The sequence below is a fragment of the Paenibacillus periandrae genome (genome assembly GCF_022458865.1).
Classification (GTDB): Bacteria; Bacillota; Bacilli; order Paenibacillales; family NBRC-103111; genus Paenibacillus_S; species Paenibacillus_S periandrae.
In genome coordinates, this window is the sequence record NZ_JAJNMU010000025.1 from 44,509 (window position 1) to 57,442 (window position 12,934).

The following is a 12,934-nucleotide window of genomic DNA, read 5'->3' on the forward strand; positions in this document are numbered from 1 at the left end:
GCTGCGATGCAAACAAGCTGTTCTGGTTTGATCTGATGGAATCGAACCAGATGGCCGTCGCCGGCGCGTGTTGATGATGGGACACCTGGGTTGTGACCGGAATTCGAAGAAAGGATCTTCTGACGCCACTAGGCACCAATCGTGCAATGACCGGGTACAACCCGGAGTCAGAAGGATCCGTTGTAGCTTAACTGCACACCTTCATTTACCATGCTTTTCCTCCTTAGAAAATAAGTAAGGCGTGGAGCGACTGCCCCAACGCCTCTTATTGCTACTCAATCAGTTCAATTTGAATTTCGTCACCTTTTGTGACCACCATATGTCGGATGCCCCGCTCATTCAAAAATCTTTGCACACCGTCAAGAACATCTGTAGTAAGCTCATCCTGGCTATACAGCGTTACTTGCCTATCCTCGCACAGATCATGGAGAGCAATTATAGTTTCATTCTCAGCATTTATTTCATAGAGGCCATTGTCTATGATTGGAATCATTTCTGTTGTAAGCCTCTCGCTGCTAGTGGAAATTTCATCAAAGGTTTGTTCAAAAGATGGTGCGAAAACATCAAGAAAATAATCGATCTCAGGCATATTCAATTTATTAATCGCCAACTGAATCTGCCGTTCTACTGAAGCAAACTCCTTGTTACCACTTGTAAGCTCGTATTTACATTTCAAATAAGCATCACAGATGTCAGCCGCCTTGATCCATTGCTGAATCTCTTCATTATCCTGAATAAACATATTTGCATAAATAGCTTGTAATTCACCCGGAACCATCCCCATAAGACGCTTCGTTACCAGATCCTCTAGGTGACGAAACTGTGTTGATATATCCTCATTATGATATTTAACAGGAGTCGGAATATCACCCGTAAATAACTGTGTCGCATCGTGCCCTAATGCTGCAAATATCACTTTCTCCGTATCTACGTTCTTCCCGAATATGACATTAGCAATGGAACACAAGGCATGTACAATAAAGCAAACATTCAGAGTATGTTCAGCAACATTTTCTTGTTCCAGGCTCTTCATTAAACTCCATCGGTTAATATGCCGCAATCTAAATAGATGGGCGAATAAATGACTTTTCATTTGATTTTTCCTCCTATGGCTTCGTAGAAATGGTGTCTTATCCGTTATTGATACAAATTTTATATATTGTCGTTATGTGTCTGAAATCAACAATTAGTAACCCATTGCAAGTTGGTAATTACTATCCTCTGGCTTCAGAATGAAGGCTCCTGCAGGCGTAAATAACAGCCCGCCATCGCCCTCTGAAACATTAAAAAACATTTGCTTCTTATCGTATTTTAGCTTGCTAATGATTCGGTCTTGCATCCGATTTAACAATTCCTCGTTAACAAGCAGCTTGGCGTCCTCTGAACAAAAATATGTCGTCTGGAACGATCGTGCCGTAACCCATCCGCGGGGATTGCTTGGACGCAATGGTTTTACCTCCGTTTGCCATGGACCTTCTATAATCACAAATTCTCCCGTATAGCAGCAGGAGTTGTAATGAATGCTCCAACATGCTTTTGCTAAATAATAATGGACAATGGCTTTGTAGCCCTGTTGTTTTGTCATAATTCACGCATCCCTTTAATAAACTCTGGCTCAATACCCGAATCTACCGGGCAACCTATAATCAATCGATTTGGTTGTATAGCGATCTTTGGTATGAGTACAAACCCAGCAATATCAGAAAAGCCTCCGTCATTTTCCTCACCGTACAAGTAAGGACCGGTATATTCTATATAGAGTGGATGAATGAGATCTCTTGCCAATTGGGAAGTGTGCTCTTTATGAGGGAGAAAATTGCTCACTTTCAACCAGTCAATCTCATCACACAAAAATTTGACAATTTCTTCTCGTGTCGTTAGATCAACCGCTTTGCAGCAATAGATCCCTCGCCCCATCAGACCGTCTGCAGACTGCCTTAATCCTAGCTTTTGTATATTGGTGATATTCCACATGTAAGTATAATGTATAAATAATTCGTTGTTCGCTTCAAAACGGCCAATTTTATAATTCATTGTATCGTCCTCCAATAAAAGCGGAGACCAATAGCTTCTGGTCTCCGCTTCCAAATTTTTTAGAAATTCCAACATAATTGATTTTCTGCCGGTGCTTTCTTTCCACGTTGTTTTTTGTACTTGGTTATGGCAACCACTATTTCAGGATCGTAGTGAGCTTCCATTTTCGCGTCTTTTACCAGATCCGATCCTGGAAATGCACTTTCAATTGCGAATGATTCAAAGTCAAAATCGAACAAGGATGACCCGGACTGCTCTTCGACTACGGAAGTATCTTCTGGAGCTGTTGCAAACAAAGCTTCAGCATGCCGAAGCTCTTTTGCTGCTCGGAAAGCTCCAATATCCACGACCCCGCACAGACGAAGTGTCTCATCGCCCAATGCCCGCATACGCTCGGTGAGGACTTCCTTAAACATGCCTTCTTCAACCATTTCGATATCAGCCAGATCTTTTGCTGCAAGGCTCGTCCAGGATTGAGCTACATCACTAGTTGCAAAGCAACTCGCCAAATCGCTTGCAAGCGCAGATTGTGAATCGCGTGAGTATTGGGCCAGCTCAGAGCTGTCCAACCTACCTTCCACCATAAGAGCATGTCCTCGTCCATTCATGATGTGGATGAATTGCTTCATCTGTTGAGTACCGTTATAAATCAGGTAGTACACGCGGCATTCCCGATCCTGTCCGATCCTCCAAGCACGTCGTGAAGATTGCCTGACCGTAGAAACCTCATAGTTGAGTTGATAATAAATGATTGTCGGCCAATACATCATATCTAGTCCGACCTCAACCAGCTTCATATTGGTTATGATGACGGGAATTTCATCCGCTTCTAATTCAGCAAGCCGTTCCTGTCTCAAGTCCGTATTCGATTCATCCAGTATCTTGCACCTAATGCCATTGTCGGCTAAAATATCTCGCACTCGCTCGTTCATGCCGTAATTTCCAGTATAATTATTAAAAATGGTGCAACGCCGCTTTTCAGCCAGTTCTTTCTTCACGGTATCAACGAGCCATCGCTCTTTGGCATGAAGCTGATTGCCTGCCTCATATAACTTTGGTGCAGCAATGATGTCCGATTCAAAAGCAACACGTGCACCAAGGTCCGGGCGGTCACCATAATTAATAGTTGCCGGATTAAATTTCGACCAAACTCCTGAAGCACCACTTACCCGAGAGATTTGTGCACATGTATCAAAAAGATTTTTATGAAAGCGGGCATAATTAGCAGCGTGTTCTGGATCCATATCCAAAAATATTGGGATTTCTTTAAGTTCAACAAGAGGTAATCCCAAATCTTTGAGTTCAATAAATCCGCTTTTATGAAGTAAGAACTGTGCTGTCAATTGCGGAGCAATTCCAGGAGCCTCTTTGACTTGCGCGCCTGTTTTTTTTCGGCGAGTAATGACACCATCGTCGCCTTCCTCTACCTGTACGACTTTTTCCAATTTTCCAAAGCGGGATGCCCATTCAATTAAGCCAGATTGATGCGTAAAACCCGCATCCAAAAGGGATTTAGGATCCGTACGCCAAAGTAGCTCTTTAATGGATGTGCTTTTCCCATTTGTTAATGTTCCCGTGAGCATGAGTACCCTTTTGGCAGATTTGACCATTTGGGCAAATGCATCCCCTCGGCCCGAATCTCCCGCTTTGCATTGGTGCGCTTCGTCGCAAATGTAGAGGTCAAAATACTTTTTTGTGCGTTTCAGAACCTGTGAAATATTAACGCGTGGGCGAATCTTCGTTTCTCCCCTCGTTTTTAATGCAGGTCTCCATAATTTAGCCTCACAATTAGTCGGTTGTTGCTCCACATCCGTCTTTCCCTTTTCTTCATTGTGTAATCCTGCGCAGCAGTTCACCATACGATTTTTTCGTTTCCAGGTAACTTTAAACCCAGCGGGCAAACCATTGGCCAACAGCTTTTTATTTTCTCTGGCTTGTTGAATTTGGCCATCTGAAGGTTCCCAACCCTCTGCAATATCTTCCCAGACGGAAGGCACATAATCATCAGCATCATTTTTGACCAATAAAGGTTCAAAGCAATCGGGGCAATGCCATGCAAAAGTGCCGCGACCATCTTCCTTCGTTCCTCTCATGCGCTTCCATATACCTGAAAAGTATCCCTCGGAACCAAGTTTAGCTCGATCAATACCTACTAAGGTGTATTCAAGGCCGGTTGGTCGATATCCATTTCGGATTTCTCTAAGCAACCTCAGTGCGTCGTTACCACTTCTCAAAATATTCACTTTCACATCAGGGATTGTCGCCTCGATTTCTTTATGTTTCCATTTTGGCAATGTTATGCCTGGTGCAGACAAAAGAACGGCCGTTCCCCTCTTACTGCCTCTACGCTTTTTTCGTTCATGAAGAACGTGGGTAACACCGCAAGCAACAATTGATTTCCCGGTACCCATGTCGCCCCCACAAGCTGGATTTTCATCTTCCAAGGTGGTTACAACAGATTGGATCATATGGGCTTGAGTCGGGAATGGAATTCGCTTGAGATCCGCTATGGAAGAATCAATGGGTTCGTTCATCGAATGCCTTGGAGCTTTCTCTTCCAATTTCTTTGCCATGTGCACCGCATTATTAAGCATATAATCTTTCATCGACCACGCAGGATCAAAAACGCCTTGAACCTCACTTGGTGGAATAATTAGTTCTCTCCGCTTTAATGATCCTCGAATCGTTTCAATAACCGATGACTCAGAGCCTGTGAATACCACTGCCTGAATCTTACTCCACATCGGAAAAACCGGATTGTGAATGATTTGAAGCGGTATCAGGTTGTCTTTGAAAATCTCCGGATATTGTTCCTCCCATTCTCTTGGGAGACCAAAACGCTCGATCAAGTGCTTTGAGAGTACTTGATCGATATTGCCATCCGGAGCCATAAGGTATGCACGATCCAACTTTTGCGAGTCCGGAAATGCTTCTATTCCTTCAATGGTCATGAGGCTATTGAATACGGAGCCATGAGCTACATCGCCCATCCCAATCGGCCGCTCGATGCGTTTGTAGGGATCATCCATGCGTTCAAATTGAATGTGGCCATAATGCAACACTCGCCCCTCCAAAAAGGAAGCTGTCACAGCTTGTACCGCTTCGGGAATACCGATAAAAGACGCGAATATCAAATCCTTATCCTTCGACCCGTCTTCAAAAATCAGAACATGCGGATCTACTGTAAAATGCCTCTCCCTATCTGTCACTGTGAGCATTTGTCTTCTTAATGTCATTGACTATGTTCCTCCTAAATGTCTTAAATCTTATGTCCTAGAACCATAAGCAATAATTTCACAATTTAATTTTTCATCCCAGTTTTCCACATATGGTTGAGTGAACTTGCGTGTTCTTACCAAAGCATCACACACACATCTTCCGGCAGTTCCTTATTATCAAAGTTCATGGTACCCTCCTAGGAAAATAAATAGGAAGGAAGCTAAGCTTCCTTCCCTGCTCTCATTCCACATCGTGTATATCGTCCGGAGTGAATACGCGGACAATACTCTGGAAAAACTCGGTTACCTTCTCACCGGTTCTTCTTCCTTCGTCATCATGAATCTCGGTGATATCCTTCCTTCTCTTTGTTATCCCAGCGACAATATGTGTTCCCAGGTTTCCCCCAACAGCACCGCTAGCAATAGCGATACCCATATGTGCTGGCTTCAAGGGAAGCATTGGTCGCTTCATATTAGCAGCAAGATTCTTCGGTTCAAGCCTCTTTATTAATTCCTCGAACAATGGAGAATTAGCAAGATCCTGTGCTAATTCTTTAGGATTCATTTTTCCTGCTCTGAAAAAACCGAGCTCGCCTTCAGAAACCCTAACATCAATTTCATCAGTGATTTCAGCAAGTGTAGGCAGCATATCCTTTTCGCCTTCGCCGATTGACCGCAACCATTTATAATTTTTTTTACTGTCTTCCCCGCTGATCTTGCCCAAGGTAGCAATGACCACAACTTGTTTAAACACGTCATACGTGACATCCGTAAATCGATAAACCCTAAAATTTCGAAATCTACCGCTCAATACGCTTGCCGTATCCTTAAGCACATACTGCGGGATGCAGAACATCAACAAACCTTCTTTTTGCAAAATCCCATTCTTTGCACCAGTGAGTGTCCGCAGAAACGTAAGCTCCGTACGTTCACTAAAATAGTGATAGGTAAATGTCATCCTTGTTCAAAGAACGTAGGACCACACTTTTCCCCCACCTCACACGGAACGTGATAGTTTCCCATCATTCCGCGTTCCATCCTAAGTTAAGTCAGTGACCTCTAATTTTTCTCTGAAATACAGAATTTTTGTCCAAATCTTTTTAGATAAATTCGAGTAGTCCTTAATTTCATGTATCATATCATGGCAATAATTGTGGAGAGTCGCTAACTCTTTAACCCTGTTTACCATATACAATGGTAATTTAGGTTTAACGTGATGAATCTCAACGTCATGAGAAGCAACTTCAAGTCCGCATACCCTACATTTTCCCCGATCTCGGTTAAAGGCATAGGCTCTGTTTAGGAAATACTCAAAATTGTATTTATTGTCAGGTTGGTTGTAAGCTAGTACCGCTGATAGATGCTCAGAGAGCAGATCATCAGCCCTAGCCGCTAGAGGCTTTTTGTTGCACCTGTTCATATACAATTTTCTGCCTTCCACTGAATAAGGAGTTTCTTCCTGATTTTTCAGAGGCGCCAATTTCCATCTGCAGAAACTGAGTTGGGTCAGACCAATCTTCATACCGTCCAAAACAACAGTTAGAATCTTTGTTGTATACTGGCTATGAACAGAAATAAGATTATGAACCTCATTTGCCGGAATATATACGGCAATTCGCTTCCCTTTTCCCCTTGATCTTCTTCGTTGAAGGGCACTGATAGCAGCATCATTCAATCGTTTTTGATATTTTTGGAATGACACATTAACCGTATTTGCTGGTTGGTAGTATTCAATCAATCCTCTAATAATTGAATTAATCAGATTGATTTGATGACCGATATGTCTTTCCGTGTATCTCAGATTGTTGATGGCCTGCCTGACTTTTTCCACTTTAGATTTGATACGTTCATTGTTTGGACTAACTCTAGAAATATATCCAGATTTAGATTTTCCTCTGGTAAGCTTGAATTCAAATCCGACAAACTTAATGGATTTCTTTCTGATATTTGTGATCAATGTTTTCTCATCCGATAAACGGAGCTTTAACATTTCCTTCAAATAATTTGAGATTCTCCATCTCCACTTTTCTGCATTTCTTCGGGAGTCTGTAATCAGGACCCAATCATCGGCGTACCTTATCAGGTATGCCTCTTTGAGATTAACTGATTTTCGGAGAGCTTGGAATTTGTTGTTATTCGCTGAATATTTGTGAATCGTCTTCTTTTCTTCCCATTCCCTTACAATCCACTGGTCCATTGCATCCAGATAGACATTGGCAAGTAAAGGGGAGATGATACCACCTTGGGGCGTACCTAAAACATTAGTATCTGACTCATTCATAATTCCAGCTTTCAACATAGCCTTAATTATCATCAGTACTCTTCTGTCGTGTATACCCATATGCCAAAGTCTTTTCAGCAAAATGTTGTGGTTTACATTATCAAAGAATTTACTGATGTCGCCCTCCACGATCCAGTGGAATCCTGTTTTATAGACAACATCTTTGACTCTTTCCAAAGCCATATGAGCGTCCCTCATTGGTCGAAAACCATAGGAGTGTTTAAAGAATTGCGCTTCGAGAATAGGCTCGATAACAAGTCTTACACATTCCTGTACAATGCGATCAATGATGGTAGGAATACCAAGTGGTCGTTTTTCCGTTTTACCAGGTTTAGGAATAAGCACTCTACGGACTGGTAGAGCCTTATAGTTTTTAAAGCTCATCTGAACCCTTTCAATAACGGATAAATATTCTTTTTCAAGAATAAACTCCCTTATGTTTTCCCCATCACTGCCCGGAGTCTGACTTCCCTTGTTTGCTTTAATATTGTGGATGGCTGTCAAGATTGTAGCTTCGGAAGAAATAATCTCCAGTAATCCCTTGAAATTAGGTTTGATTCCCATTTCAATGGCTTTATAAGTTTGAGCGTATAGCTCATCCTGTATGTTTCGGAGACTTGTTTCTGATTTCGGATAGTCAAATTTTTGTACCATTGCAAACACCTCCTTTGAGGATATTTGCCGCATGGCTTTAGTCAGGTTTGCACAACGGCTTCCTTGACGATTAGAGATATAACTAATTTCCTTAGGACTATGCCCCTTCGCTCCATGCCCATTACAGCATTTCGACACTACTACGGGCTGCTGCCCCTTAACTTTAACAGTCATTTCCTACTGTTTAGAGACATTAGACTATACTGCCTTTAGCATTCTCTGTTAAGGTTCCTTTGTTCCTTGTATCCTAGCTTTCCATATTACCGTAGCCTCTCTCTTTGACCCGTCAACCATTCCTTTGTCCATTGTTGGAGGACTCGGAACATCTATCCTCTTTGGGAAAGATACAGTTTATCGCAAAGGTAACGATAAACCGCGATTGAACTCCGCTAAGGAGCCAATGCCTTCATTTCGGCAAAGTATATCTTACGAGCCTTTATCGACGAGAGTTCCTTGCGTAGGCATAGTAATTTTATAACCCCTAGCGTACTTGCAACCATCTCAGATTGTCTTTTTCCGCTGCTTTATCGAGCTTCATACAGTCAGGCAGTATATCCTTACTGCATGTCGAAGTCTCAGGGACAAGGTCGCCAACATTCAACCCGGGTGAGATCTACCCTCACCGAATCGGATACAAAGTTAGAGCAAACTGCTCCTCCAGTTTTGTTGTACATCACTGTACAGGTTGTCTGGAAACAAAGCGCACACCGTCTTGATAAGGAGGATTTAGCCAAAGCAATGAAAACATAGGTTGAGTCCTAAGGTTCTCATAACCGTCATGAATCACATGATCCAAAACCTGCTTAGCTTCCTCATACCTTGATTCTTCCAGCTCTACAGCATAACTTTTTACGTTACCTCCTTGTTCCCTCAGCGTATCAGACAGCATTTCTAATGCTATTCCTTCGCCGGAACACGGATCCATGATTCTTATTTCTCCATCTTTAGCAGGGTCTTCTTCCTCATAACGTAATCGGATCTTATTGCATAGATATCGCATTTCCTCAACAGGAGTTGATAGCGATAGGTAAGCCTTTGAAATTATCTCCGGCTTTTCCCCCGCTTTGGACCCAACGTGCGACTTTCACCGCATTAGGCCCGCCATCGTTAAGTCAATCACGACAAAGCAATTTATTTGCTTTCTTTAACAAGGTGTTTTCGGAAGTATGTTACCTTCTTCTTAATTTTTGATTCTTCAGGAATCTCTTTACCGTGAATGTAATTGATATGGCAATCCTCACACATCCAAGCCAGGTTATTGACCTTATTCACTTCAACAAAATCCAAATGTGGATTAATATGATGACAGTTGCTGGTTTTGTACCATAGGCTGTCTCCACAGATTCTGCAACATCCTTTATCCCGATTGAAACTATACTCCCGATTCATATAGTATTCGAAGTTGTACTTTCTTCCTTCGTTAAACTTAATGCGGTCGGTTAGATCAGTTCCATAAAGTGGTGGTCGGATGAGCGGATTATTCTTTCCTCTTTTGGATGCATATAATGTTCGTCCTTTATCTGTGTAAGGAATCATTTCAGGATCAAACGGCCTACACCAATTAGATGGAGTAATCTTCATCTTGGTTATACCGATTTTCATAGAGTTTCGTGAACTGATAATAGCCCACGATTCCATCAAATAATTGCTGTGTCTATTGGGTCTGTTAGTAAACTCCTTAACTGGTATAAGGAAGCTTCGAAAACTTTTCTTAAACATGCGTTTCCATGTAAAGTAACATCTTTGGTGAAGCACATTATCTATTCTGCCAAAGGTTTGTTTACAAAGCCCCTTACTCCAGTATTCTGCTATCCCAATAATTTTTGCATTTATCTTCTCTATGTGAGCCATCTTGAAATCAATCCCTTTAATTTCGGGAATTTCTCTGATTTCCTTACATAGTGCATGAGTTTGATTTTTGACTTTCTCGGGATTTGGAAATATTTTAGCTACTAAATGATTAGGGTCATACACCTTTCCCTTTATGGGGAGCGCTGGTTCTGCTTTGATACAAAATCCAAGAAATTTCATTGATTTCTTACGAATGTCTGTAATAACTGTTTTCTCCTCTGATAACTCTAAACAAAGTTTATGTTTAAAGTACTTTCTTAGCCATCTTAATTTCCTATGTGCTAATTGCTCGCTATCAGTCAGGACAACCCAATCGTCAGCATATCTAACAAGATACATAGGGCGAAAACCTATCTGTCTTAAGTTACGCATCGCGTTGAACTTCTTGGTGAACTGCTTAAGATTGTATGGATTTTCATAAGATGACTCCAGTGTTTTATCAAAGGAATGCAGGTAGGCATTAGCAAGCAGCGGTGAAAGTATCCCTCCCTGAGGAGTTCCCAAGTTCGAGTCCGTAATAATCGAATTTTCCATTATGCCTGCTTTTAACATAGCCTTAATAATGGATATAACACGCTTATCCGTAACCCCCATCTCCCACAATTTCTTTAAAAGCAATCTGTGGTTAATGTTATCAAAGTAGCCTTTAATATCTCCTTCTATGACATGGAAGACTTTGGACTTAATCAAGTGCTGTAATCTTCCTAGTGCATGACCTGTTTCCCGATATGGTCGAAAAGCATAACTATGTTTAAAGAACTTGGCCTCCAAGATAGGCTCAAGAATAATCCTAAAACATTCCTGAATGATCCTGTCGATCATAGCGGGAATTCCTAAAGGTCGCATTTTGTCGCTATTAGACTTAGGAATGTAAACCCGCCGTACCGGGAAAGGATTATAGTTAAGGATGTTTTGTTGGATAAGTGAAATGGTCTCGTCATAATCCATTAGCAAGAAGTCATTGATTGTCTTGTTGTCTAATCCTAATGTTTTTGACCCTTTATTGGATTTAATGTTATGAATCGCTGAAACAATAACTTCACGATTAGTTATAAGCTCCAATAATCCAGTAAATGACTTATTAATAGAACTGCTTTGATAAAGAAGGTCCAAAGTATTCCTTAAATCAGATTCGCACTGAATTGAGAGAGTGTCTGCCCTCATAGATATCACCATCCCATGAGTTTGTTTGTTACCCCTTGCGGGTTATCCGCTCTCCCTACTACACCTTGTTAAACTTAACGACTGGTCCCCTTCGCTCCACGGGAGTTACCCCGCTTCATAACTACTACAAGACCGCTGCCATTACGCATCTTCAATGGCCACTAGACCTCAGAATACGCAACTTCTCACGTTCCCTGATTGTTATCCTAATAAAGAACCCTTAGGCTACTGCTCTACCCCAGATACTATGTCACCGATTTGAGACCCACAAGTTGTATCGGTAACTCCTCCACCATTTAAGGAAGAGGAAGAACTAGCTATTTACGAGAGCCAATTCCTTGTATCAATTACCCTCTTTATACCGTCTTGAGGGGGGTGGTTACGAGGCTTACGCAGTTTCGTTTTCCTAGCCATAGGTTCAGGAGGCCCGCACCATATATTCCCCATGACGGCGGGGATTCAGGTTACGACTTCACCTAGCTTCGCACCCTAATCATCTAGCGTGATTAAAGCACGTAGGAGTATTAGCCCGGATACCATTGCAGAGGGTTCGGTATCGCTGCGGTACTTCCCCGCAGATTTCACAAACAGAGTTGTTGTTGCAAAAGCAACCCCACGTTTCCTAGCAGTTGCTAGTTATAGTGGAACGTGACGCACCGTAAAATCCACCCTTTGACTCTGATGCTAAACGTGCCATAGGTTATTCTCCTTAGCTTCGATTATTTCTTCTTCCCATATGTGACCACGGATAATAATCGGCAAGTATAAAGCTCCTAATCCAATGAAAATGACTGCTGCCAATGGGACAAAGATTTGATTATTAAAACTGATCAAGATCAGTCCCGCTGACAATACAGTAAACCATTTTTTCCTCAAACGACCTTTTTTGTAGGGCAGCACACTCACTACAATCCTCCTATTTGCATTTCGCAGCTTATAATTAAGTGCCAAAATAGGAGCTGCCATTCGTAAAATAAGAATAATCATGCAGGCCCCCACTATATTGCAAATTGTCTGGTTCAAACTCATTAGCCATCCCATTAAAAAGATCGCACCAACATAAAATGTTGTCTTTTTTATCATTCTCATTTCCATTCCTCCAATTTTTTATAAAATCCACTAATCACCTACGACATAGCCAATGTGCCGGCCATTGATTACAATCTTTCCAGATGTAACCGGATGCTCGGACTTTATTGGGATCATTTAGATCACCTCCTCCAAGTAATAAAAAAAGCCAGTTGTAAATAAACCTTGTGGGTTCATTCGCAACTGGCTTTATTGCCCTAAGAACGCAAAAAAGCTTGTTCTCACGGGATCCTCTTTTAAAATAGGCATGCCTATTTTAAAGAAATCATTATACCCAATAGGGTTTTCCGCTTCGAGAACAAGCTCTTAATAGAGCAATAATAAAAATTAACACTATTAATATAACATAAACTATTCATATTGCCTACTGGGGATCTGCCAACATTTAAAAGACAACTTACCTTCTGAGAGCCGGATCGATTCCAGAAGCAACCAGGAGCAACATCTACTGGTTGACGCGGCTTTACTGTCACATGCTGGCTTCCTGAACACACAGATCGATGTCTGGCCACTACGGTGGAACCAGGCAACTGGTACGTTTTGGAAGGTTCCGGGAACTTTCCGTGTTATTATTGTTTTTGACTTCCAGGCACTCACCGCTCTTCACCAGCCCGATCGTAACACCCTTTTACGTACTGAAACA

General features: G+C 41.8%; 9 protein-coding genes. All 9 read right to left on the reverse strand.

All coding sequences use genetic code 11. The annotated features are described in order from the left end of the window. Positions 1-271 precede the first annotated feature (271 nt). Positions 272-1,093 (reverse strand): 5'-deoxynucleotidase, encoded by an 822-nt coding sequence (gene yfbR / locus LRL21_RS34280; protein ID WP_240420308.1) that lies wholly within the window; start codon positions 1,091-1,093, stop codon positions 272-274. A 93-nt stretch (positions 1,094-1,186) separates the two neighbouring features. After that, on the reverse strand, positions 1,187-1,585 hold the full coding sequence (locus LRL21_RS34285; RefSeq protein WP_240420309.1) for a hypothetical protein: 399 nt from the start codon (positions 1,583-1,585) through the stop codon (positions 1,187-1,189). After that, complete coding sequence (locus LRL21_RS34290; protein ID WP_240420310.1) at positions 1,582-2,034, reverse strand: hypothetical protein; 453 nt, start codon at positions 2,032-2,034, stop codon at positions 1,582-1,584. The genes LRL21_RS34285 and LRL21_RS34290 overlap by 4 nt, the downstream gene beginning before the upstream one ends. Before the next feature lie 59 nt (positions 2,035-2,093). Then, the gene (locus LRL21_RS34295; RefSeq protein WP_240420311.1) at positions 2,094-5,093 is read right to left on the reverse strand and encodes a DEAD/DEAH box helicase; all 3,000 of its coding nucleotides are present in this window, start codon (positions 5,091-5,093) and stop codon (positions 2,094-2,096) included. Positions 5,094-5,493: 400 nt separating this feature from the next. Next, positions 5,494-6,210, reverse strand: a complete 717-nt coding sequence (locus LRL21_RS34300; RefSeq protein WP_240420312.1) for a DUF6094 domain-containing protein — start codon at positions 6,208-6,210, stop codon at positions 5,494-5,496. 81 nt (positions 6,211-6,291) lie between these two features. After that, positions 6,292-8,187 carry a group II intron reverse transcriptase/maturase gene (gene ltrA / locus LRL21_RS34305; RefSeq protein WP_240420313.1) on the reverse strand — a complete coding sequence of 632 codons (1,896 nt, stop codon included), beginning with the start codon at positions 8,185-8,187 and terminating at the stop codon, positions 6,292-6,294. 673 nt (positions 8,188-8,860) lie between these two features. Beyond that, the gene (locus tag LRL21_RS34310) at positions 8,861-9,112 is read right to left on the reverse strand and encodes a DUF6094 domain-containing protein (RefSeq protein WP_240420314.1); all 252 of its coding nucleotides are present in this window, start codon (positions 9,110-9,112) and stop codon (positions 8,861-8,863) included. A gap of 206 nt (positions 9,113-9,318) precedes the next feature. After that, on the reverse strand, positions 9,319-11,202 hold the full coding sequence (gene ltrA, locus LRL21_RS34315; protein ID WP_240420315.1) for a group II intron reverse transcriptase/maturase: 1,884 nt from the start codon (positions 11,200-11,202) through the stop codon (positions 9,319-9,321). A gap of 684 nt (positions 11,203-11,886) precedes the next feature. Next, entirely contained in the window at positions 11,887-12,291 is a 405-nt protein-coding gene (locus tag LRL21_RS34320) for a hypothetical protein (protein ID WP_240420316.1), read from the reverse strand. Between the last annotated feature and the right edge of the window lie 643 nt (positions 12,292-12,934).

Excerpts from the sequence above, each read along its gene's own strand:
- LRL21_RS34300 (WP_240420312.1), bottom strand. The coding sequence starts at position 6,210 with ATGACATTTACCTATCACTATTTTAGTGAACGTACGGAGCTTACGTTT.
- LRL21_RS34285 (WP_240420309.1), bottom strand. The coding sequence starts at position 1,585 with ATGACAAAACAACAGGGCTACAAAGCCATTGTCCATTATTATTTAGCA.
- LRL21_RS34310 (WP_240420314.1), bottom strand. The coding sequence starts at position 9,112 with ATGGATCCGTGTTCCGGCGAAGGAATAGCATTAGAAATGCTGTCTGAT.
- LRL21_RS34290 (WP_240420310.1), bottom strand. The coding sequence starts at position 2,034 with ATGAATTATAAAATTGGCCGTTTTGAAGCGAACAACGAATTATTTATA.
- yfbR (WP_240420308.1), bottom strand. The coding sequence starts at position 1,093 with ATGAAAAGTCATTTATTCGCCCATCTATTTAGATTGCGGCATATTAAC.
- ltrA (WP_240420313.1), bottom strand. The coding sequence starts at position 8,187 with ATGGTACAAAAATTTGACTATCCGAAATCAGAAACAAGTCTCCGAAAC.
- LRL21_RS34320 (WP_240420316.1), bottom strand. The coding sequence starts at position 12,291 with ATGAGAATGATAAAAAAGACAACATTTTATGTTGGTGCGATCTTTTTA.
- ltrA (WP_240420315.1), bottom strand. The coding sequence starts at position 11,202 with ATGAGGGCAGACACTCTCTCAATTCAGTGCGAATCTGATTTAAGGAAT.